Here is a 20,557-nt window from a genome sequence, read left to right on the forward strand (position 1 = left end):
CGGCCGCGGGTCGTTAGCCCTGTTCCGGCCCCCCGGCCCCGGCTTCGCCGAAGTGGGTGAGTTGGGTCTGGAACCAGTCGAGCCTGGCCTGCAACAGAGCTGCCTCGGCGGTGAGTTCCGGAAGCCCCAGCTTCTCGCCGGCCGTCAACTCGGCCGCCATCCCAGCCGCCGCTCCGGCCGCGGCAGCGGCTCGGGCCGCGCCACCCGCGACGACCCGCAGGCCGCCACCGGCGAGCCGGGCGAAACCGGCCAGCGAGACGGACGTACGCCCACGGACACAGCCCGCGCACGCTGGGGCGAGGGCCCACCAGCCGGGTCTGCCCCAGCCCGCGTCGGCCAACGCGACGGCGCCGGCCCCGCAGCCGCACGGCCCCGCGGTCGCCGTGCGCACCCGCTGCCGGGCGTAACGGAAGCCGCGCTCGAAGCGGATGTAGGCGCCGAGCACGCAGACTTCGAGCAGAACGGTGTCCCGGTGCTCCGCCGTGCACCGCAGGGCCTCGGCGGCCGCACGCTCGTGCACGCAGTGGAAGCCGCAGTCGCACCGGCGCGCGGGTGACCGGTGTCGGCGCCCGTAGACGCAGGAGGCGTCGGCGAGGACGCCGTACGGCAGCGCGCCGCCCAGGGACACGCCGGTGAACCCGGCCCGGGTGCCGTCCTGGGACAGCACCGGGTGGGCGATCTTGTACCCGGTCGGCGGCTCCGTGGGGCTTTCCACCGGGAGCCGCAGCCTCATCGGGCCGCCGGTACCTCTTCGCGGGCCGGTTCGGCCGGTGCGGTGCGGGTGATCTCCTCGGGGAGCGGCTGCTCCTCCTCGTGGACGGGTGGCCGCTCCTCGGCGACCCCGGTGGCCAGTGCCTTGCCGAGCTTCATGGTGCCTCCCATGACCGACGTAGACGACCCTCCGTGCCCATAGTGACCCATGAAGGGCCGAGTTGGACACAGGGCCTTCGGCCACCCACACGACAGATCAGCAAAACTACACGATACCCGGTAGAAGATTTAAGTGGAGCTTCACAAAGATCGCGCCGAGACTACCCGTATGACGAACCGACGCAAGCCCTTCGGCCGCACGCTCTGCGCGATGATCACACCGTTCACCGGGGCGGGCGCCCTCGACCTGGACGGGTCCGGCCGGCTCGCCGCACGTCTGGTGGCGGAGGGCTGCGACGGCCTGGTGCTCAGCGGCACCACGGGCGAGTCGCCGACCACCACCGACGCGGAGAAGACGGACCTGATCAGGGCCGTGCGGGAGGCGGTCGGCGAGCGGGTCACGCTGGTGGCGGGCGTGGGCAGCGCGGACACCCGGCACACGGCCGAACTGGCGCTGGCGGCCGGGAAGGCGGGCGCGGACGGGGTGCTGGTGGTGACCCCGTACTACAGCAGGCCGCCGCAGGAGGCGGTGGCCGCGCACTTCCGCGAGGTCGCCGACGCGAGCGACGTGCCGGTGATGCTCTACGACATCCCGGGCCGCACCGGCACCCGGATCGAGCCGGAGACGATGATCCGCCTGGCCGGGCACCCGGGGATCGTGGCCGTCAAGGACTGCTCCTACGACTTCCTCGGCATTCAGAAGGTGATGGCCGAAACGGAGTTGGCGTACTACGCGGGCTGCGACGAGCACGTGCTCGCGCTGTACGCGGTGGGCGCGGCCGGCTGCGTGAGCACGGTCGCCAACGCCGTGCCCGGCCACGTCGCCGCCGTCCTCGACGCCTTCGACGCGGCGGACACCGCCCGCGCGGCCGCACTGCAGTCACGCCTCACACCGCTGATCGAGGCGATGACGGGCGCGGACCTGCCCGGCACGGTCACGACCAAGGCACTCCTCGGCACACTCGGCCTGCCCGCGGGCCCCGTACGCGCACCCCTGCTGCCCGCCGACCGGAAGGCCACCGAAGGACTGCGGACGCGGTACGAGGAGCTGGTCGGGGGCTCGTGAACGGCGGCGGCCGGCGGGCGGGGGGCGTGAACGCGGACTGCCGACGGGCCGAGGGTGAACGACGGCGGCGGGCGGCGGGCGCGCCCTGGCCCCGCCATGGAAAGCCGCGCGCTCACGCAGGCCCGCTGCCGGGCCGTGCCGCCTTGTCGGACGCCGTCACCGGCCTCGTGACACGCCTGTGACAGTCGGCGGACAGCGCCATGACCTCCCCACATCAAAATCGAATAAAGAGGGCGAACAGCACTAAATGCCACTAATCAACCACCCAGGCATCCAGGCATCCAGGCACTCGCCCACTGCTTCCGAGGACGCGAGCAGCGACGACCGAGTCGACCGCCGAAGGACACCTCCATGAGCCTCACCCTCACCCTCACCCCGCAGACCGCCGAAGCCCCCGCCCCCGAGCTGGCCCCGCGCGAGCGTGAGACCCTCCGGCACATCGCCGCCGGCCGCACCTACCTGCAGACCGCCCGGCACATGGGCCTCTCCAAGCACACGGTCGACGCCTACCTGCGCCGCATCCGGGCCAAGCTCGACATCACCACCACGGCTGAGCTGACCCGCCTGGCGATCTCCCTGGGGCTGTGAGACCGCCTCCGGCGATGAGGGGGGCGAAAGATCGTGAGGGCGGCCGCGGGGACGGCCGCCCTCATGCTGTTGTGTGACTGTTCCAGGTCCGATGCAGGTCAGGGGGCTGATCCACCCCCTGGACCTGCTTCGGGGCCACCGGCACCACCGTGACCATCCACCGCAGTCCAAACCGCCCTGAACACCGTCCACCCCACCGACCGGACACCACAACGCTCGCCTCACCGGCGCCTACGTAATAGCCGCCAATCGGCTCCACGACCAGGGCCACACAGCTGGTTCCCGGAGTCCCGGCCAACGGCGCGGCGGGGCGCTCGCGGTCGACGGGATGCCGCGGCGGATGTCGACTCGGCGGGGCGTCCGCTGATCGCGGGCGCCGGTGCTCCGTGGCCCGCGCGCCCTGGAAACAGCGGCTTCGCGCGATCCGGTCCGTGCACGGACGCGGACCGAACTTGTCCATACACCTTTTCTCCACGGACCGATCGGCCGATGTTCCCTCGGAGGTAGCGCGACATACCTAGGGTTGGCTGTCATGTACGCGCCCCGTCCCGATAGCGGCACGGGGACCGCCCCACTTCCCCACCAGGAGAGCGCATGGTCTCGCGTCGAACTGCTGCCGCCCTCACCTCCGCGGCGGCCGCGCTGCTCGGCCTCGGCGGCTACTCGGCCCCCACCGCCGCCGCGACCACCGGCACCGGCCTGTCGGTGTTCGCCTGGAACGTCGACCTCGCCACCCCGATCGTCGACAGCACCCAGAACGAGAAGGCGGCCCAGCGCACCCCCACCATCGAGTCGGTCATCCGCAAGCACGGCGCGGACGTCGTGGTGCTGGACGAGGACTTCAACAACAGCTCGACCGCCGACATCACTGCCAAGCTGGCCGACCTCTACCCGTACCACACCCCGGTGGTCGGCCAGACCTGCTCCGGCGGCGGCTGGACGGGCATCAGCGGCGACTGCTCCAACTCGTTGTTCGTCATCAACGGCGGCACGCTGATTCTGTCGAAGTACCCGATCACCGCCCAGTACGCCCACGTCTTCAACAACTCCACCTACGGCACCTGGGACTACCACGCCAACAAGGGCGCGGCGCTGGTGCAGATCGACAAGGGCGGGGTCAAGAGCTGGGTGGTCGGCACCCATCTGCAGGCCGACGAGTCCGACACCTCCACCGACACCACGCAGGCCACCCGCCTCGCCCAGCTCGGTGAGATCCGCAGCTGGGTGGACGGCATCGCCGGCTCCGGCGCGCCGGTGCTGATCGGCGGAGACCTGAACGTGGAGTACTACGGCGGCCGGTCCCGCGGCGACTGGGCCAACGCCCAGAACGCGGTCGGCGGTGTGCTCGGCACCCCGGCCACCGACCCCGGTCAGCCCCTCAGGACCATGGACTGCCCCGTCTCCGCCTGGTGCCAGTACATGTCCGGCGTCGAGTCCTTCCCCAAGGACTACCGGGACGACCTCGACTACATCGGCTACCTGAACGCGCCGGGCCGTCCCGTGCCGTCGGCGATGTCCCCCGTCAAGGTCGACTTCGACCCCCAGTCCGGCTGGACCGCAGGTCAGACCGACACCAACGCCCCCAGCGACCACTACCCGGTCGAGGCGACGTTCCAGCTCGGCTGACCTGCGCGCCGCGGTCCCGGTCCGGCCCTACCGAGACAGAGCCGAAGTGCTGTTACCGGGGCGCAGGCGTCAGCTGCTTGCCTCTGGGCCCCAGCGATCCGGTCCCACTCCGCGCCAGTCGATCCACGACGCCGCCGCGACCTCGACAGCGTCGAGCTCCAGGCCGGCCCGGCGGAGGAACTCGACCAGGTCGCCGATGTTGTGGGCCAGGCCGAGGATTTCGCCGTCCACGCGCACGCGACGTCCACCCGTAGGCGACGGCGGGTGGACGACCACGCGAATGGGGCCGGCCATGCCTTCAGGATCATCCCCGGCGCACGGCCCCGCATGCGAGCGCGTCATTCGGGGGCTCCCAGTCTCTGGTCGGTGGCAGGGGTCGCGGTGAAGCCCCACGGAGGTCGAGCGGGCCGATCACGTCGAGTCCCGGTCCGAAAGTCCCAGGATGCGCAGCTCCTGCCACGCCACAGGGCTCGGCCGTTGCTGCTGCCAGTAGGGGTGGAAGAACACCTGAACCGACAGCCGATACAGGCGTCGGCGCAGCTTGGTGCGGCCGGGCTGGTCGGCGAGCTGCTGGTAGGTGGCACTCCACTCCTGCTGTGCCCGGGCGAGATCGGCGGGGAACGATCGCATGACCAAATTCAATCACGTGTTCGATTTTTGCGTCCATCGAAGACACCATCACCCCTCACCCAGAGCCCATGGGCTGCCAACTCGGACGCCGGCGACGAGCAGCCACCCGACCACCGACCTGCATCCCCGCCACCTGCGGAGCTCCTACCGGCACGGCGCCGCGCTGGCCGATGCGCTCGGTTCGCTCCAGCCCCTTGGAACACCGGGGAGGCTCACTGCCGTCAATCCGTACGGGGACACATCAATGAACGAGCAAGAGGGTTCTGAAAAGGCGCCTGGAGAGCGAGCGTGGAATGAATCATGGAAACCTCACCTCGCCCGTCGTTTAGGTCAGAATCTGACCTCTATTGCCTCTAGCGTCCTCCTTGCCCGGCGGAACAAGGACCACGGAAGGCAGCGACCATGAGCGAGACCGTGACTGTCAACGAGCTGGCCACCCACGACCCTGCCCATGAGCCGGCCACCGGCGAGCGCGCCGACGTGCTGGAGGCGCTGGCCAAGCATCGGCACTTCCTGCGATTCACCACCCGCGACCTCACCGACGAGCAGGCCGGGCGCCGGACCACCGCCAGCCAGTTGTGCCTCGGCGGCCTGATCAAACATGTCGCCGCGGTCGAGCGAACCTGGGTGCAGTTCATCTTGGACGGCCCGTCGGCGATGCCCGACTTCACCGCAATGACCGAGGCCGACTGGGCCCGGCGGGCCGACGAGTTCCAGATGCTGCCCGGCGAGACACTGACCGGTGTGCTCGCCGACTACGCCGAGGTAGCCCGTCAGACCGACGAACTGGTCGTCACCCTGCCCGACCTGGACGCCACACAGCCACTACCGAAGGCCCCGTGGTCCGAGTCGGGCGCGCGATGGTCGGCCCGCCGGGTGCTGCTGCACATCATCGCCGAGACCGCCCAGCACGCCGGCCACGCCGACGTCATCCGCGAGTCCCTGGACGGCGCCAAGACCATGGGTTAGCCAGCGGCGCGGCAGGGCCTGTCGAGAAGAGCCGCCGGATCGAACTCCTGATGCGGTGCTCACGCACGAGCGCCCTTCCGGGCCGTCCTGGGGCCGTGGAAGGGCGCTCGACGACGACCGACGTCGACAGCCGCCGACAGCTCAGCAGCAGTTCAGGACGTTGATCGACAAGGCGGCCGCAGGCCACGGCCGCCGGTGATCAGTTGTGGCTGTGCAGGATGTCGTTCAGCCCGCCCCACACCGCGTTGTTCGGGCGGGCCTCCACCACGCCCGTGACCGAGTTGCGGCGGAAGAGGATGTTGGAGGCGCCGTTGAGGTCGCGGGCCTTGACGATCTGGCCGTCGGGCATGGTGACGCGGGTGCCCGCGGTGATGTACAGGCCCGCCTCGATGACGCACTCGTCGCCGAGCGCGATGCCGACGCCCGCCTCTGCGCCGATCAGGCAGCGCTCGCCGATCGAGATGATCACGTTGCCGCCGCCGGACAGCGTGCCCATGGTGGAGGCGCCGCCGCCGATGTCGGAGCCGTTGCCGACCACGACGCCCGCGGAGATGCGGCCCTCGACCATGGAGGTGCCCAGCGTGCCGGCGTTGAAGTTGACGAAGCCCTCGTGCATGACCGTGGTGCCCTCGGCGAGGTGGGCGCCGAGGCGGACCCGGTCGGCGTCGGCGATCCGCACGCCCTTGGGGGCGACGTAGTCCGTCATGCGCGGGAACTTGTCGATCGAGGTGACCTGGAGGTGCAGGCCCTCGGCGCGGGCGTTCAGCCGCACCTTCTCGATGTCGTCCACGGCGACCGGGCCCAGCGAGGTCCAGGCGACGTTGGCGAGGTGGCCGAAGATGCCGTCGAGGCTCTGGCCGTGCGGCTTGACCAGGCGGTGCGACAGCAGGTGCAGGCGCAGGTACACGTCGTGCGCGTCGATCGGCTTGTCGTCGAGCGAGGCGATGACCGTGCGGACCGCGACCACCTCGACGCCCCGGCGGGCGTCCGGGCCGGTCGCCGCGGTCGCGCCGCCGCCGAGCAGCTCGGCGGCCTGCTCGGCGGTGAGCCGCTCGGTGCCGGCGGGGCCGGGCTCGGCGACCAGCTCGGGGGCCGGGAACCAGGTGTCGAGAACGGTGCCGTCGGAGGCGAGGGTGGCGAGGCCGGCGGCGACGGCGCCGGTGGTGCGGGAAGCAGTGTCGGTCATGGGGGAAAACCTAACGTGAGGGGGCCTGCACGGGCGAACCCGCGCGGGGGGCGTCTCAAGTGCCGGGCGCGGCTTCAGGGGATCACCCGAGCCAGCACGGCGCGCGCGTACTCCTCGTCGTACGAACCGCCGGTCAGCAGCACCTGGAGGCAGATCCCGTCCATCAGCGCGAGCAGGGCCCGCGCCGTGACCGCGTCCGTGCGGCGGGCCAGTCCCGCCGCGGCCCCTTCGGTCCACTCGGCCGCGACCGGGCGCAGCGCGGGCCGCCGCAGCGCGGCCAGATACAGCTCGTACTCCAGTTCCACGCCGGTCCGCTCGCCGCCCAGCCACTCCCCCAGCGCCCGGGCGAGCTGCGTCGCGAGGTCGCCCCGGCCGTCCTCGGGCAGCCGCTCGGCCAGCACCCGGGCGAACCCCTCGTTCGTCTGCCGCAGCGCCGCCACCATCAGCTCCTCCAGGGTGGCGAAGTGGTACGTGGTGGAGCCGAGCGGGACGTCCGCCTCGGCGGCGACCGAGCGGTGGCTGAGTCCGGCGATGCCCCTGCGTCCCACCACCCGGATCGCCGCGTCGATGATCCGCTGCCGCCGCTCCGGATCGTGCCTGCGGGCCATCAGTGGGCGCCGCCCAGGTTCAGCACCACCACGCCCCCGACTATCAGCACGATGCCGGCGGCCTTGGCCGCGCTCATCCCCTCCCCGAACAGCAGGAGGCCGAGGACGGCGATGGTCGCCGTACCGACCCCGGACCAGATCGCGTACGCCGTGCCGATCGACACCGTCCTCAGCGTCCGGGCGAGCAGCGCGAACGAGACGACGTAACCCACGGCCGTCACGAGCGAGGGCCCCAGCCTGCTGAACCCCTCGCTGTACTTCATCGCCGTCGTGGCGGCGACCTCGGCGGAAATGGCCCCGGCGAGCCACAGGTATCCCATGTGTACGAGCGTACGCAAGGAATGTGTACGGGCGTACAGATGATGCGGTCTCAGTTGTGCGGCAATCGCTTGCCGAAACGCCGTACGGCGGCCGCCCGGCTCCACTAATGTGCGGCACTCGGCACCACTTCGGCTTCACACATCACTCACCTCACCCTCACGCCCCCGGCCGTGCTGCCGGGCGGCGGTGGAGAACCACGCATGCCCGACGACACCTCCCGCCCTGACCACCAGCAGCCGTGGGAGCGCGGCTGGGACCCGGACGCCTCCCGCACCCCGGGCACCCGAAGACTCTGGCTGGCCGGGGCGCTGGCCCTGGCCACGATCGCGGCCGGTGCGACCGCCATAGCCGTGAACGACGGGGCGGCGAGCGGGAGGACCGCCTCCCCCGCGTCCCCCGGAGCACCCACGGACAGCGGACCCGGCCTGCTGTCCTTCGCCTCCCCCTCGCCGGGGGCGACCGCTCCCTCCGAGGCGGCGCCTGACCGGACCGGGGCCGCACCGTCCGGGACCACGCCGTCCGCCGCCGGCCGTACGTCCGGGCACCCGGAACGTCCCGCGGGCGGACCGAGCAAGTCACCGAAAGCGCACGGCGGTTCGCCGAAGCCGTCCTCCGGCCTGCGGTCGGTCCGCTCCCTCAACCATCCCGACCGCTACTGGCACGTCAGCGACGGCCTGGTACGGCTCGACCCGGCCGGCTCCGCCGCCGCGCGCCGCGACGCCACCTTCAAGGTGGTCAAGGGGCTGGCCGAGGCGGGCTGTTACTCCTTCGCCACGGCCGACGGCGGCTACCTCAGGCACCGGGACTTCCTGCTGCGCGCCGAACACGACGACGGCTCCCGGCTGTTCGAGCAGGACGCCACCTTCTGCCCGCGCACGTCCCCGTTCGCCGGCGCCGTCATGCTGGAGTCGGTCAACTACCCCGGCCGCTATCTGCGCCACCAGGACTTCCAGCTGAAGCTGGACCCCTACCAGAACACCGACCTCTACCGGGCGGACTCGGCGTTCCTGCTGGTGGCCGGGCTGGCCTGAGCACGCGGAAGCGGGGGGGGGGCGGGCGGGGGGGGGGGGCGGCCCCCGGGGGGGGCCCCCCCGCTTCCGGCGCGAGCTCTCGCACGGGATGTGCGCGCGACATGTCGCTCAGACGTTGAACCCGAGCGCCCGGAGCTGCTCCCGGCCATCGTCGGTGATCTTGTCGGGGCCCCACGGGGGCATCCAGACCCAGTTGATGCGCAGCTCGTTGACGAGGCCGTCCGTGGCGGACTTGGCCTGGTCCTCGATCACGTCCGTCAGCGGGCAGGCCGCCGAGGTCAGGGTCATGTCGATCGTCGCGATGTTCGCGTCGTCGATGTGGATGCCGTAGATCAGGCCGAGGTTGACGACGTCGATGCCCAGCTCGGGGTCGACGACGTCGTACAGCGCCTCGCGGAGTTCTTCCTCCGAGGCCGGCTTCATCTCAACGGTCTCGCTCATGCGGTCTTCCTTTCGGCTTCGGCGCCACTCAGCGCCTGGGCCGTCGCGTCCTTCCACGCCATCCAGCTCAGGAGGGCGCACTTGACCCGCGCGGGGTACTTGGAGACGCCGGCGAACGCGACCGCGTCCTCCAGCACTTCCTCCATGGCGTCGTCCGGCTCGATCCTGCCCTTGGACTGCATCAGCTCCAGGAAGGTCTCCTGGATCTTCTGCGCGTCGGACAGGTCCTTGCCGACCAGCAGCTCGTTCAGCACGGAGGCCGATGCCTGGCTGATGGAGCAGCCCTGGCCCTCGTAGGAGACGTCCTCGATCGTCGTGCCGTCGTACTTCACTCGGAGGGTGATCTCGTCGCCGCACGTCGGGTTCACGTGGTGCACCTCGGCGTCGCCGTCCCGGAGACCACGCCCGTGCGGGTGCTTGTAGTGGTCCAGGATGACTTCCTGGTACATCGAGTCCAGCTTCACGGTGTCGACACGCCTCTCAGCCGAAGAAGTTCCGTACGTGCTCCAGCCCCTCGACCAGTGCGTCGATCTCGGCAGGCGTGGAGTACAGATAGAACGACGCTCGCGTGGTCGCGGGAATTCCGTAGCGCAGGCAGACGGGCCGCGCGCAGTGGTGGCCGACGCGTACCGCGATGCCCTGCTCGTCGAGGACCTGGCCCACGTCGTGCGGGTGGATGTCGCCCAGCGTGAAGGAGATCGCGGCCCCGCGGTCCTCGGCCGTGGTCGGGCCGATGATCCTCAGGCCCTGGACCTCGCCCAGCCTGCGTACCGCGTACTCGGTGAGCGCGTGCTCGTGGGCGAGGATCTTGTCCATGCCGATCGAGTTCAGGTAGTCGATCGCGGCACCCAGGCCGACCGCCTGCGCGATCGGGGGCGTGCCCGCCTCGAACTTGTGCGGCGCCGGGGCGTACGTGGAGGAGTGCATCGAGACGGTCTCGATCATCTCGCCGCCGCCGAGGAACGGGGGCAGGTCCTCCAGCAGCTCCTGGCGGCCCCACAGGACGCCGATGCCGGTCGGGCCGCACATCTTGTGGCCGGTGAAGGCCACGAAGTCGGCCTGGAGCGCCTGCACGTCCAGCGGCATGTGCGGGGCGGCCTGGGAGGCGTCGATGCAGACCAGAGCGCCGACCTCCTGGGCGCGGCGCACTATCGCCTCGACCGGGTTGATCGTGCCCAGGATGTTCGACACCAGCACGAAGGAGACGATCTTCGTCTTCTCCGTGATGACCTCGTCGATGTTGGACAGGTCGAGCCGGCCCTCGTCGTCCAGCCCGAACCACTTCAGCTTCGCGCCGGTGCGCTGCGCGAGCAGCTGCCACGGCACGATGTTGGAGTGGTGCTCCATCTCGGTGATGACGATCTCGGTCTCGTGGTCCACCCGGTAGGGCTCGTCGGCCCAGCCCAGCATGTTCGCCACGAGGTTCAGCGACTCGGAGGCGTTCTTGGTGAAGATCACCTCGTCGCGGCTGGGCGCGTTGATGAACTCCGCGACCTTGTCACGCGCGCCCTCGTAGAGCGCCGTGGCCTCCTCGGCGAGGACGTGCACGCCGCGGTGGACGTTGGCGTTGTAGCGCTCGTAGTACTCGCTCAGGGCGTCCAGCACCTGGCGCGGCTTCTGCGAGGTCGCCGCGTTGTCCAGGTACACGAGCTTCCTGCCGTCGTGGACGACTCGGTCCAGGATGGGGAAGTCCTTGCGGATCGCCTCGGTGTCGAGGAGGCCCGGCAGCTGTGTCACGCGGATGCGCCACCCTTCACGTATGCCTCGTAGCCCTCGTTCTCCAGCTTGTCCGCGAGCTCCGGGCCGCCGGACTCGACGATGCGGCCGCCGGCGAACACGTGGACGTAATCGGGCTTGATGTAGCGCAGGATGCGCGTGTAGTGCGTGATCAGCAGGGTGCCGACCTCGCCGGTCTCGCGGACGCGGTTGACACCCTCGGAGACGATGCGGAGCGCGTCGACGTCCAGGCCGGAGTCGGTCTCGTCGAGGATCGCGACCTTCGGCTTGAGCAGTTCGAGCTGGAGGATCTCGTGGCGCTTCTTCTCACCGCCGGAGAAGCCCTCGTTGACGTTGCGCTCGGCGAAGGACGGGTCCATGTTGAGACGCTCCATGGTCTCCTTGACCTCCTTCACCCAGGTGCGCAGCTTGGGGGCCTCGCCGCGGATGGCGGTGGCGGAGGTGCGCAGGAAGTTGGAGACCGAGACGCCGGGGACCTCGACCGGGTACTGCATCGCCAGGAACAGGCCCGCGCGGGCGCGCTCGTCGACGGACATCTCCAGGACGTCCTCGCCGTCGAGGGTGACGGTGCCCCCGGTGATCGTGTACTTCGGGTGACCCGCGAGCGAGTAGGCGAGGGTCGACTTGCCGGAGCCGTTGGGGCCCATGATGGCGTGCGTCTCGCCCTGCTTCACGGTGAGGTCGACGCCCTTGAGGATCTCCTTCGTGGCGTTGTCGGCCTCGACGGTGACGTGCAGGTCTCGGATTTCAAGCGTTGCCATGGGTGCCTCAGGACTCCTGGGTGAGGGAGACGAGCACGTCGTCCCCTTCGATCTTTACGGGGTATACGGGGACGGGACGTGTGGCCGGGAGGCCGGACGGCTTGCCGGTACGCAGGTCGAAGGCGGAGCCGTGCAGCCAGCACTCGATCTGGCAGTCCTCCACCTCGCCCTCGGAGAGCGAGACGTTCGCGTGGGAGCAGATGTCGTTGATGGCGAACACCTCGCCCTCGGTCTTCACGACCGAGACCGGCGTGCCGTCGAGTTCCACCCGCTTCGGGGTGTCCTCCTCCAGCTCGCTCAGCCCACAGGCGCGTACGAAGGTCGTCATGCGACCGAAGCCTCCAGCTCCTCCTCGATCTTGGCGAGCAGGCGCTCCTCGATGTCGGTGACACCGATCTGCTGGACCAGCTCGGCGAAGAAGCCGCGGACCACCAGGCGGCGGGCCTCGAGCTCCGGGATGCCGCGGGCCATCAGGTAGAAGAGCTGCTCGTCGTCGAAGCGGCCGGTCGCGGAGGCGTGCCCGGCGCCGACGATCTCGCCGGTCTCGATCTCCAGGTTCGGCACCGAGTCGACCCGCGCGCCGTCCGTGAGGACGAGGTTGCGGTTCATCTCGTAGGTGTCCGTGCCCTCGGCCTTGGCCTCGATGAGCACGTCGCCGATCCACACCGCGTGCGCGTCGTCGCCCTGGAGCGCGCCCTTGTAGGCGACGTTGGACTTGCAGTGCGGGGTGTTGTGGTCGACGAGGAGGCGGTGCTCCTGGTGCTGGCCGGAGTCGGTGAAGTACAGGCCGAACAGCTCCGCCTCGCCGCCGGGGCCGGCGTAGGCGACACGCGGGTGCAGGCGGACGAGGTCGCCGCCGAAGGTGACCACGAAGGACTTGAAGGTGGCGTCCCGGCCGACCAGCGCGTTGTGCTGGCCGACGTGGACGGCCTTGTCGTCCCAGTCCTGGACGGACACGACGGTCAGCTTGGCGCCGTCACCGAGGACGTAGTCGACGTTGGCGGCGAGCACGGCGTCACCGGTGTGGTCGATGACGACGACGGCCTCGGCGAAGGCTCCCAGCTCGATGACCTGGTGGCCGTAGGCGACCCCGCCCTCGCCGTGCACGGCGATGCGGATCGGCTCGGTGAGGACCGTCTCCTTGGGGACGGTGACCACGCCGGCCTTCTCGAACGCCGAGTACGCCTGGGCCGCGACCCGGTCCACGGGGGTGCCCGCGCGGCCGATCCGGGCGTCGTCGCGGCCGACGGTCTCGACGGTCACGCCCTCGGGGGCCTGGACGTCCACCTTGACGCCGTCGCCGGTGGCGACCGCGGTGCCGTCGTGCAGCCCGCGGAGCCGCTCCAGCGGCGTGAACCGCCACTCCTCCTCACGGCCGTGGGGGACGGGGAAGTCCGCCACGTCGAAGGACGGGGGCGCGCTCATGCGGGTGGCGACGGTCGACTCCGCGGCCACCGCGATCTGGCCGGCGGTGGTGGAGCCCACCGGGATGTTCTGAGCCTCAGCCATGGCTGTCGTAGTGCTCTCTCTCTGAGTAAGACGTGTGCTGACCGACGGGGCGGGTTAGCCGACCGCGCCTTCCATCTGCAGCTCGATCAGCCGGTTGAGCTCGAGGGCGTACTCCATGGGCAGTTCCTTGGCGATGGGCTCGACGAAGCCGCGCACGATCATCGCCATCGCCTCGAACTCGCTCAGACCACGGCTCATCAGGTAGAAGAGCTGGTCCTCGGAGACCTTGGAGACGGTCGCCTCGTGGCCCATGGACACGTCGTCCTCGCGGACGTCCACGTAGGGGTACGTGTCGGAGCGGGAGATCGTGTCGACCAGCAGCGCGTCGCACAGCACGTTGGACTTGGAGCCGGCGGCGCCCTCGCCGATCTCGACGAGACCGCGGTAGGAGGTGCGGCCACCGCCACGCGCCACGGACTTCGACACGATGTTGGAGGAGGTGTTCGGCGCCATGTGGACCATCTTGGAGCCGGCGTCCTGGTGCTGGCCCTCGCCCGCGAAGGCGATGGAGAGCGTCTCGCCCTTGGCGTGCTCGCCCATCAGGTAGACGGCCGGGTACTTCATCGTCACCTTGGAGCCGATGTTGCCGTCGATCCACTCCATGGTGGCGCCCTCGTAGGCGACGGCACGCTTGGTGACCAGGTTGTAGACGTTGTTCGACCAGTTCTGGATGGTCGTGTAACGGCAGCGGGCGTTCTTCTTGACGATGATCTCGACGACCGCGGAGTGCAGCGAGTCCGACTTGTAGATCGGGGCGGTGCAGCCCTCGACGTAGTGCACGTAGGCACCCTCGTCGACGATGATCAGGGTCCGCTCGAACTGGCCCATGTTCTCCGTGTTGATACGGAAGTAGGCCTGGAGCGGGATCTCGACGTGCACGCCCTTCGGCACGTAGATGAAGGAGCCGCCGGACCACACGGCCGTGTTCAGCGCGGCGAACTTGTTGTCGCCGGCCGGGATGACGGTGCCGAAGTACTCCTTGAAGAGCTCCGGGTGCTCCTTCAGGGCGGTGTCGGTGTCGAGGAAGATGACGCCCTGCTCCTCCAGGTCCTCGCGGATCTGGTGGTAGACGACCTCCGACTCGTACTGGGCGGCGACACCGGCGACGAGGCGCTGCTTCTCGGCCTCCGGGATGCCCAGCTTGTCGTAGGTGTTCTTGATGTCCTCGGGCAGGTCCTCCCAGGACTCCGCCTGCTTCTCCGTGGAGCGCACGAAGTACTTGATGTTGTCGAAGTCGATGCCCGACAGGTCCGAGCCCCAGTTCGGCATGGGCTTCTTCTCGAACAGCTTCAGACCCTTGAGGCGCAGCTTCGTCATCCACTCCGGCTCGGACTTCTTGCCCGAGATGTCACGGACGACGTCCTCGTTCAGGCCACGCCTGGCAGAGGCACCGGCCACATCGGAGTCGGCCCAGCCGTATTCGTAGTTGCCCAGGCCCTCGAGTTCGGGGTGGGCAGTCTCCGTGGGGAGAGTCATGCGGGGTTCCTCCCGGCCGTGCTTGCAGATGCGTTGTCGCTGGTCTTGGAAATCTTGGGGATGAACGTCGTGCACACGCCGTCGCCGTGGGCGATGGTCGCCAGTCGCTGGACGTGGGTACCCAGCAGCTCCGCGAAGATCTCCGTCTCCGCCTCGCACAGCTGCGGGAACTGTTCCGCCACGTGGGCGACCGGGCAGTGGTGCTGGCACAGCTGTTCGCCGACCGGTGCGCTGCGCGCCGTAGCAGCGTACCCGTCCGCACTCAGGGCCTTGGCCAGCGCTTCGGCGCGTTCTTCGGGGCCGGCGTTCGCGACCGCCGCGCGGTACGCGCCCGCCTGGGCGGCGATCCGGGCGCGGGCGAAGGCGGCCACCGCGTCGGCGCCGCCCTCCTGGTCGGCGATCCAGCGCAGGGCGTCGGCGGCGAGCGCGTCGTAGGACTGGTCGAAGGCGTCGCGGCCGCAGTCGGTCAGCGCGAACACCTTGGCGGGGCGGCCCCGGGTGCGCGCGCCGTAGACCCGCTGCTCGCGCGCCTCGACGACGTCGTCGGCGACCAGGGCGTCCAGGTGGCGCCGCACGGCCGCCTGGGTGAGTCCCAGCCGGTCGGCCAGCTCGGCGACGGTGGAGGGGCCGTGGTCCAGGATCGACCGCGCGACCCGGTTGCGCGTCGAGCGGTCCGACCGCATCCCGGCCGCGAGCTCCTCGTGCGGGGTCCCCGTGGGGGTCTCCCGAGCCTCGCCGTCGTTTTTCACAACACCATTGTTGCGTAATTCCTCGGAGACTGACAAGCGGCGTCCGGATCACCCCGCGGTGCCCTACGTCACTTAGGCATACCTAATCCGACCTGCGGAAACGTCGGCTGACCAGCCGCCGGCCGGTCCCTGCCGCCCCGGCCGGCCGGACAACTCGGTGGCGCCCGGGGGCCTCCTCGGGAAGACTCCCGAAGCATGCCGACACCGCCTGCGACCGGCCCTCTTGTCACCCGGGACACCGTCCGCACACAGCTGCGGCGGCTGGGTGTGGAGCCGGGCGAGACCCTGCTCGTGCATTCCTCGCTCAGTTCCCTCGGCTGGGTCAACGGGGGCGCCGTCGCCGTGGTCGGCGGACTCCTCGACGCCCTCGGCGCGTCGGGCACGCTCGTGGTGCCCACCCAGACGGGCGACCTGTCCGACCCGGCGGTGTGGCAGCACCCGCCGGTGCCCGCCGAGTGGTGGGACACGATCCGCGCCACCATGCCCGGCTACGACCCGCTCGTCACGCCCTCGCGCGGGGTCGGCGTCATCCCGGAGACCGTCCGCACGTGGCCGGGCGCCCTGCGCAGCGCGCACCCGCAGACGTCCTTCGCCGCGCTCGGCCCCCGCGCGGCGCACGTCGTGGCGGGCCACGCCACCGACTGCCGGCTGGGCGAGCGCAGCCCGCTGGCCCGGCTGGAGCGGCTCGGCGCCCGGGTCCTGCTGCTCGGCGCGGGTTACGACGCCTGCACCAGCTTCCACCTGGCCGAGTACCGCATCCCCTCCCCACTGGTCGTGGTCGGCCGGCCGGCCTCGGGCGGCGGCTGGGAGACGGTGACCGAGGTGTCGATCACCTCGGACCGGTTCGACGAGCTGGGCCACGACTTCGAACGGGACCGGCCGGTCGTGCGCGGCACGGTCGGGGCGGCCGAGGCCAGGCTGTTCCCGGTGGCGGAGGCCGTGGCCTACGCCGAGCGCTGGCTGCCGCTGCACCGGCCCCGTGAGGAGTACCTTCCGCACCCGCCCGCATGAGGGCCGCGGCGGCTCCCTAGACTCTGGATCCATGCGAAGTGAGCCCGCCCAGCCGTCTCCCGACCACCACCCCCCGGGGGGACGCTTCGCGCCGCACCCGGTCATCGAGGTGCGGGGCCTGGTGAAGCGGTACGGCACCAAGACCGCCGTGGCCGGCCTCGACCTGGTGGCCCTGGCCGGAGTGACCGCCGTGCTCGGGCCGAACGGGGCGGGCAAGACGACCACGGTCGAGACCTGCGAGGGGTACCGGAGGCCGGACTCCGGCACGGTGCGCGTCCTGGGCCTCGACCCGGTCCGCGAGTCCGCCGAGCTGCGCCCGCGGATCGGCGTGATGCTTCAGTCCGGCGGCGTGTACTCGGGCGCCCGGGCGGACGAGATGCTGCGCCACGTGGCCAAGCTGCACGCCCACCCGCTGGACGTGGACGCGCTCATCGAGCGCCTGGGCCTCGGCTCGTGCGGCCGGACGAGCTACCGGCGGCTGTCCGGCGGCCAGCAGCAGCGGCTCGCGCTCGCCATGGCCGTCGTCGGGCGCCCGGAACTGGTGTTCCTGGACGAGCCGACCGCCGGCCTCGACCCGCAGGCCCGCCGCGCCACCTGGGACCTGGTGCGGGACCTGCGCGCCGACGGGGTCTCCGTGATCCTCACCACGCACCACATGGACGAGGCCGAGCAGCTCGCCGACGACGTCGCGATCGTCGACGGCGGCCGGGTCATCGCCCAGGGCTCCCCGGAGGAGCTGTGCAAGGGCGGAGCCGAGAACACGCTGCGCTTCACCGGCCGCCCCGGACTCGACGTGGCCTCGCTGCTCAAGGCGCTCCCGGCCGACTGCACGGCGGCCGAGCTCACCCCCGGCGGCTACCGGGTCGTCGGCAAGGTCGACCCGCAGCTGCTGGCCACCGTGACCTCGTGGTGCGCCCAGCACGGGGTGATGCCGGACCGGATCTCGGTGGAGCGGCACACCCTCGAGGACGTTTTCCTGGAACTGACCGGCAAGGAGCTGCGGTCGTGACTGTCGGTACCTACGCCCCGAAGCCGGGGGCGGCGCCCCTTCCGCGCATGATCGCGGCCCAGACGGCGCTGGAGACGAAGATGCTGCTGCGCAACGGCGAGCAGCTGCTGCTGACGGTCGTCATCCCGACCCTGCTGCTGGTCCTCTTCAGCTCCGTCGACATCGTCGACACCGGCGCCGGCAAGGCGGTCGACTTCCTCGCCCCGGGCATCCTGGCCCTCGCGGTGATGTCCACGGCCTTCACCGGCCAGGCCATCGCGACCGGCTTCGAGCGCCGCTACGGCGTGCTGAAGCGGCTCGCGGCCTCCCCGCTGCCTCGCTGGGGCCTGATGACCGCGAAGACGGCCTCCGTGCTGGTCACCGAGGTCCTCCAGGTGATCCTGCTGACGGTGATCGCCTTCGCGCTCGGCTGGTCCCCGCACGGGAACCCGGCGACGGTGCTGCTCCTGCTGGTCCTCGGCACCGCCGCCTTCTCCGGCCTCGGCCTGCTGATGGCCGGCACCCTCAAGGCGGAGGCGACGCTGGCCGCCGCCAACCTGGTCTTCCTGCTGCTGCTCGTCGGCGGCGGGGTGATCGTGCCGCTGGAGAAGTTCGGCACGGCCGGTCAGCAGGTGCTCGGCCTGCTGCCCGTCTCCGCGCTCTCCGACGGCCTGCGGGCCGTGCTCCAGCACGGGTCCGGCGTGCCCTGGGGCGACCTCGGCGTCCTCGCCGTCTGGGCGGTCGTGGGGCTGGCCGCCGCCGGGAAGTTCTTCCGCTGGGAGTAGCCGGGCGGGTTCTTCCACCGGGAGCGGCCGGGCGTGACCTCGCGGGAGAGAGCGGTACGGGACCCTCGTGAACGCGTGCACAAGCGGCGGCCTACCATGGTGCGCGTGCCCAAGCTGAACCGCGCCGACGCCGTAGCGGCCGTGCGCAACCCGCTCGCCTTCGTCGCCGACCGCTGGACCCCGGACCCCCGGACCGTCCAGCGGGCGGCCCTCGCCGCGCTCGTCATGTCGGTGATCATCGTCGTCACCGGCGGAGCCGTCCGGCTGACCGCGTCCGGCCTCGGCTGCCCGACCTGGCCGACCTGCACCGACGACTCGCTGACCACCACCCGGGCCATGGGCTTCCACGGGGTCGTCGAGTTCGGCAACCGCATGCTGACCTACGTGCTCTGCGCGGCCGTCGGCTGGGCCATCGTCGCGGCGCGCGCGCAGAAGCCGTGGCGGCGCGCGCTGACCCGGCTGGGCTGGGCGCAGTTCTGGGTGGTCATGGGCAACGCCGTGCTCGGCGGGATCGTGGTCCTGGTGGGCCTGAACCCGTACACGGTCGCCGCGCACTTCCTGCTGTCCTCGGCGCTGATCGCCGTCGCCACGGTGATGTGGCAGCGCACCCGCGAGGGCGACGGGGCGCCGCGCCCGCTGGTCGGCAAGGCCGTCCAGCAGCTGGTGTGGTTCCTGGTGACCGCCTCCACGCTGCTCATCGCGGTCGGCACGGTGGTGACCGGGGCCGGGCCGCACGCGGGCGACTCCAAGGAGGTCGCGCGGATCCCGATCGACTGGGAGACGGTCAGCAAGCTGCACGCCGTGCTCGCCTGGATCGTGGTGACGCTCACCTTCGCCCTGTGGTTCGTCCTCAAGGCCGTCGACGCTCCCCAGGGCCCTCTCGGCCGCACCCGCGAGCTGTTCCTGATCCTGCTGGCGCAGGGGGTCATCGGCTACGTCCAGTACTTCACGCACCTGCCCGAGATCCTGGTCGGTCTGCACATGTTCGGCTCGTGCCTGGTGTGGATCGGTGTGCTGCGGGTGCTGCTGTCGCTGCGCGAACGCCCGGAGGACGCGCTCGACCTGCCCGGCCCCTCGGCCGAGGTCCCGGTCGGCACCCGCGCCTGAGCGCCCCGAGCCGTCCCTGAGGTCAGCCGTACGTCGCGACCAGGGCGTCGATCGCCGGACCCAGGTAGGCACGGGTCAGCTCGGCCCGCAGGGCCAGGCGGTGCTCGTCCGCGGGCGCGTCGTCCCTGCCGGGCGCGGCGTCCGGGTACCGCCGCCGCTCGATGTCCCCGACGACCTCCTCGGGCGCGCCGAGCCGGCGCAGCTCCGTGAGCGCCTCCCGCTTGGTGACGAGCCGGCCCTCGCGCAGGGTCACCGTGGCACGGGCGAAGGTCAGCAGGCCGAGGTCGACCCACACGTCCTGCCGCCACAGCCGGGCCTTGTCCACCGCGGGCCGCCAGTAGTCGCGCTGGTCCCGCACGACGAAGCCGCGCAGCTCGGCGTCCGGCACCTCGGGGAGCAGCCCCGCGGGCGCCTCGCCGGACAGCACCCGGCCGAAGTCGTGCAGCTCGCGCCGGGTGACGGGGGTGACAGGGCGGCGCATCGGCCGGCCGTGCGCCCAGGTGAGGTGCGCCCGCTCCGGGTCGTCGAGGGCGGCCGGGGTGACGTAGCTGCAGTGCAGCCGGCCGGCGAGCGGCTCGGCCCGCAGCCGCCGGTGCGCCGCGACCACCCGCCGCACGGTTCCGAGCCCCGGCGGCTCCCGCAGGACCGCGATCAGGTCCAGATCACTGCGCCCCTCCTGGTAGTCCCCACCGGCCAGCGAGCCGTGCGCCCAGACGGCGCGGACCCCCAGCGGCGCCAGCTCCCGGAGGAAGCGCGCGAGAAGCACGTCGGTCGACATCCCCCCAGTCTGCGGACAACGGCCGCCGCGGTACACCCTCGGGGCGCGGCGTCCCCCGGAGCGCGGCGAACCCCGGTCCCCTCGAAGGGCGAGGTCCTGCTCCCGCCAGGACCCGGCCCGCGCGGGCCGCGCCCCCCCATGGGCCGCGCCGCCCACGGCGACCGGAGTGCCCGCGAGCGCTGAGCCCGGCCGTCCACCGCCGCCGGGGAGGGACCCGCCGCGCAGGCCACGCGAGCCGCAGGTTCCCGGGCCCCGATGCGCTCGCCCGCACGGGCCATGCCCCTCGTGCGGGGTGTACCGCGGCGGCCGTTGTCCGCAGA

The 20,557-nt window shown here is 71.2% G+C and carries 25 protein-coding genes; 9 read left to right on the forward strand and 16 right to left on the reverse strand.

Annotation, left to right across the window (positions count from 1 at the left end; genetic code table 11):
• Positions 1-13 precede the first annotated feature (13 nt).
• Positions 14-733 carry a hypothetical protein gene (locus V7E45_RS15915; protein WP_333774818.1) on the reverse strand — a complete coding sequence of 240 codons (720 nt, stop codon included), beginning with the start codon at positions 731-733 and terminating at the stop codon, positions 14-16.
• Positions 730-882 carry a hypothetical protein gene (locus V7E45_RS15920; RefSeq protein WP_333774840.1) on the reverse strand — a complete coding sequence of 51 codons (153 nt, stop codon included), beginning with the start codon at positions 880-882 and terminating at the stop codon, positions 730-732. Before V7E45_RS15920 ends, V7E45_RS15915 begins: the two co-directional genes overlap by 4 nt.
• A gap of 157 nt (positions 883-1,039) precedes the next feature.
• Between V7E45_RS15920 and dapA the strand changes: the two genes are divergently transcribed.
• The 3 genes from dapA (at position 1,040) to V7E45_RS15935 (ending at position 4,150) form a co-directional block, all read left to right on the forward strand.
• Positions 1,040-1,936 (forward strand): 4-hydroxy-tetrahydrodipicolinate synthase, encoded by an 897-nt coding sequence (gene dapA / locus V7E45_RS15925; protein WP_333774819.1) that lies wholly within the window; start codon positions 1,040-1,042, stop codon positions 1,934-1,936.
• Positions 1,937-2,287: 351 nt separating this feature from the next.
• Positions 2,288-2,524, forward strand: coding sequence for a response regulator transcription factor (locus V7E45_RS15930; protein ID WP_333774820.1), 237 nt, complete (start codon positions 2,288-2,290; stop codon positions 2,522-2,524).
• A gap of 594 nt (positions 2,525-3,118) precedes the next feature.
• Positions 3,119-4,150 (forward strand): sphingomyelin phosphodiesterase, encoded by a 1,032-nt coding sequence (locus V7E45_RS15935; protein WP_333774821.1) that lies wholly within the window; start codon positions 3,119-3,121, stop codon positions 4,148-4,150.
• Between the two features lie 69 nt (positions 4,151-4,219).
• Here the strand turns inward: V7E45_RS15935 and V7E45_RS15940 are convergent, their stop codons facing one another.
• Positions 4,220-4,444, reverse strand: a complete 225-nt coding sequence (locus V7E45_RS15940; protein ID WP_333774822.1) for a hypothetical protein — start codon at positions 4,442-4,444, stop codon at positions 4,220-4,222.
• A gap of 117 nt (positions 4,445-4,561) precedes the next feature.
• Positions 4,562-4,780: a hypothetical protein gene (locus tag V7E45_RS15945; RefSeq protein WP_333774823.1), complete on the reverse strand. Its 219-nt coding sequence runs from the start codon at positions 4,778-4,780 to the stop codon at positions 4,562-4,564.
• A 402-nt stretch (positions 4,781-5,182) separates the two neighbouring features.
• Between V7E45_RS15945 and V7E45_RS15950 the strand changes: the two genes are divergently transcribed.
• Positions 5,183-5,749, forward strand: coding sequence for a DinB family protein (locus V7E45_RS15950; protein WP_333774824.1), 567 nt, complete (start codon positions 5,183-5,185; stop codon positions 5,747-5,749).
• A 199-nt stretch (positions 5,750-5,948) separates the two neighbouring features.
• Here the strand turns inward: V7E45_RS15950 and dapD are convergent, their stop codons facing one another.
• The 3 genes from dapD to V7E45_RS15965 all read right to left on the reverse strand — a co-directional run bounded on the left by dapD (position 5,949) and on the right by V7E45_RS15965 (position 7,863).
• Positions 5,949-6,935: a 2,3,4,5-tetrahydropyridine-2,6-dicarboxylate N-succinyltransferase gene (gene dapD / locus V7E45_RS15955; protein WP_333774825.1), complete on the reverse strand. Its 987-nt coding sequence runs from the start codon at positions 6,933-6,935 to the stop codon at positions 5,949-5,951.
• A 74-nt stretch (positions 6,936-7,009) separates the two neighbouring features.
• Positions 7,010-7,543, reverse strand: coding sequence for a TetR/AcrR family transcriptional regulator (locus V7E45_RS15960; protein ID WP_333774826.1), 534 nt, complete (start codon positions 7,541-7,543; stop codon positions 7,010-7,012).
• Positions 7,543-7,863: a DMT family transporter gene (locus V7E45_RS15965; RefSeq protein ID WP_333774827.1), complete on the reverse strand. Its 321-nt coding sequence runs from the start codon at positions 7,861-7,863 to the stop codon at positions 7,543-7,545. Before V7E45_RS15965 ends, V7E45_RS15960 begins: the two co-directional genes overlap by 1 nt.
• Positions 7,864-8,064: 201 nt before the next feature.
• On the opposite strand from V7E45_RS15965, the gene V7E45_RS15970 reads away from it, so the two are divergent.
• Positions 8,065-8,895 (forward strand): AbfB domain-containing protein, encoded by an 831-nt coding sequence (locus V7E45_RS15970; protein WP_333774828.1) that lies wholly within the window; start codon positions 8,065-8,067, stop codon positions 8,893-8,895.
• A gap of 108 nt (positions 8,896-9,003) precedes the next feature.
• Here the strand turns inward: V7E45_RS15970 and V7E45_RS15975 are convergent, their stop codons facing one another.
• Genes V7E45_RS15975 through V7E45_RS16010 form a run of 8 tightly spaced genes read right to left on the reverse strand, consistent with a single transcriptional unit; the run spans position 9,004 to position 15,568 of the window.
• On the reverse strand, positions 9,004-9,336 hold the full coding sequence (locus V7E45_RS15975) for a metal-sulfur cluster assembly factor (protein ID WP_037743875.1): 333 nt from the start codon (positions 9,334-9,336) through the stop codon (positions 9,004-9,006).
• The gene (sufU, locus tag V7E45_RS15980; protein ID WP_333774829.1) at positions 9,333-9,800 is read right to left on the reverse strand and encodes a Fe-S cluster assembly sulfur transfer protein SufU; all 468 of its coding nucleotides are present in this window, start codon (positions 9,798-9,800) and stop codon (positions 9,333-9,335) included. Before sufU ends, V7E45_RS15975 begins: the two co-directional genes overlap by 4 nt.
• 16 nt (positions 9,801-9,816) lie before the next feature.
• Entirely contained in the window at positions 9,817-11,073 is a 1,257-nt protein-coding gene (locus tag V7E45_RS15985; protein ID WP_333774830.1) for a cysteine desulfurase, read from the reverse strand.
• Positions 11,070-11,834, reverse strand: a complete 765-nt coding sequence (gene sufC, locus V7E45_RS15990; protein ID WP_333774831.1) for a Fe-S cluster assembly ATPase SufC — start codon at positions 11,832-11,834, stop codon at positions 11,070-11,072. The genes V7E45_RS15985 and sufC overlap by 4 nt, the downstream gene beginning before the upstream one ends.
• A 7-nt stretch (positions 11,835-11,841) precedes the next feature.
• Positions 11,842-12,162 (reverse strand): bifunctional 3-phenylpropionate/cinnamic acid dioxygenase ferredoxin subunit, encoded by a 321-nt coding sequence (locus V7E45_RS15995; protein WP_010987727.1) that lies wholly within the window; start codon positions 12,160-12,162, stop codon positions 11,842-11,844.
• Positions 12,159-13,343 (reverse strand): Fe-S cluster assembly protein SufD, encoded by a 1,185-nt coding sequence (gene sufD, locus V7E45_RS16000; RefSeq protein ID WP_333774832.1) that lies wholly within the window; start codon positions 13,341-13,343, stop codon positions 12,159-12,161. The genes V7E45_RS15995 and sufD overlap by 4 nt, the downstream gene beginning before the upstream one ends.
• Positions 13,344-13,397: 54 nt before the next feature.
• Positions 13,398-14,819 (reverse strand): Fe-S cluster assembly protein SufB, encoded by a 1,422-nt coding sequence (gene sufB / locus V7E45_RS16005; protein ID WP_333774833.1) that lies wholly within the window; start codon positions 14,817-14,819, stop codon positions 13,398-13,400.
• Positions 14,816-15,568 (reverse strand): helix-turn-helix transcriptional regulator, encoded by a 753-nt coding sequence (locus V7E45_RS16010; RefSeq protein ID WP_333774834.1) that lies wholly within the window; start codon positions 15,566-15,568, stop codon positions 14,816-14,818. Before V7E45_RS16010 ends, sufB begins: the two co-directional genes overlap by 4 nt.
• A gap of 195 nt (positions 15,569-15,763) precedes the next feature.
• Here V7E45_RS16010 and V7E45_RS16015 point away from each other — a divergent pair, with 195 nt between their 5' ends.
• From V7E45_RS16015 to V7E45_RS16030, 4 genes are all read left to right on the forward strand, one after another.
• Positions 15,764-16,579 (forward strand): aminoglycoside N(3)-acetyltransferase, encoded by an 816-nt coding sequence (locus V7E45_RS16015; RefSeq protein ID WP_333774835.1) that lies wholly within the window; start codon positions 15,764-15,766, stop codon positions 16,577-16,579.
• Between the two features lie 31 nt (positions 16,580-16,610).
• Positions 16,611-17,588, forward strand: a complete 978-nt coding sequence (locus V7E45_RS16020; RefSeq protein WP_333774836.1) for an ABC transporter ATP-binding protein — start codon at positions 16,611-16,613, stop codon at positions 17,586-17,588.
• 47 nt (positions 17,589-17,635) lie between these two features.
• Positions 17,636-18,352 (forward strand): ABC transporter permease, encoded by a 717-nt coding sequence (locus tag V7E45_RS16025; RefSeq protein ID WP_333774839.1) that lies wholly within the window; start codon positions 17,636-17,638, stop codon positions 18,350-18,352.
• A 96-nt stretch (positions 18,353-18,448) separates the two neighbouring features.
• Complete coding sequence (locus V7E45_RS16030) at positions 18,449-19,459, forward strand: COX15/CtaA family protein (protein WP_333774837.1); 1,011 nt, start codon at positions 18,449-18,451, stop codon at positions 19,457-19,459.
• A 22-nt stretch (positions 19,460-19,481) separates the two neighbouring features.
• Here the strand turns inward: V7E45_RS16030 and V7E45_RS16035 are convergent, their stop codons facing one another.
• Positions 19,482-20,237, reverse strand: a complete 756-nt coding sequence (locus V7E45_RS16035) for a nucleotidyltransferase domain-containing protein (RefSeq protein ID WP_333774838.1) — start codon at positions 20,235-20,237, stop codon at positions 19,482-19,484.
• Positions 20,238-20,557: the final 320 nt, after the last annotated feature.

This window comes from Streptomyces sp. IBSBF 3136 (assembly GCF_036815105.1).
GTDB lineage: Bacteria > Actinomycetota > Actinomycetes > Streptomycetales > Streptomycetaceae > Streptomyces.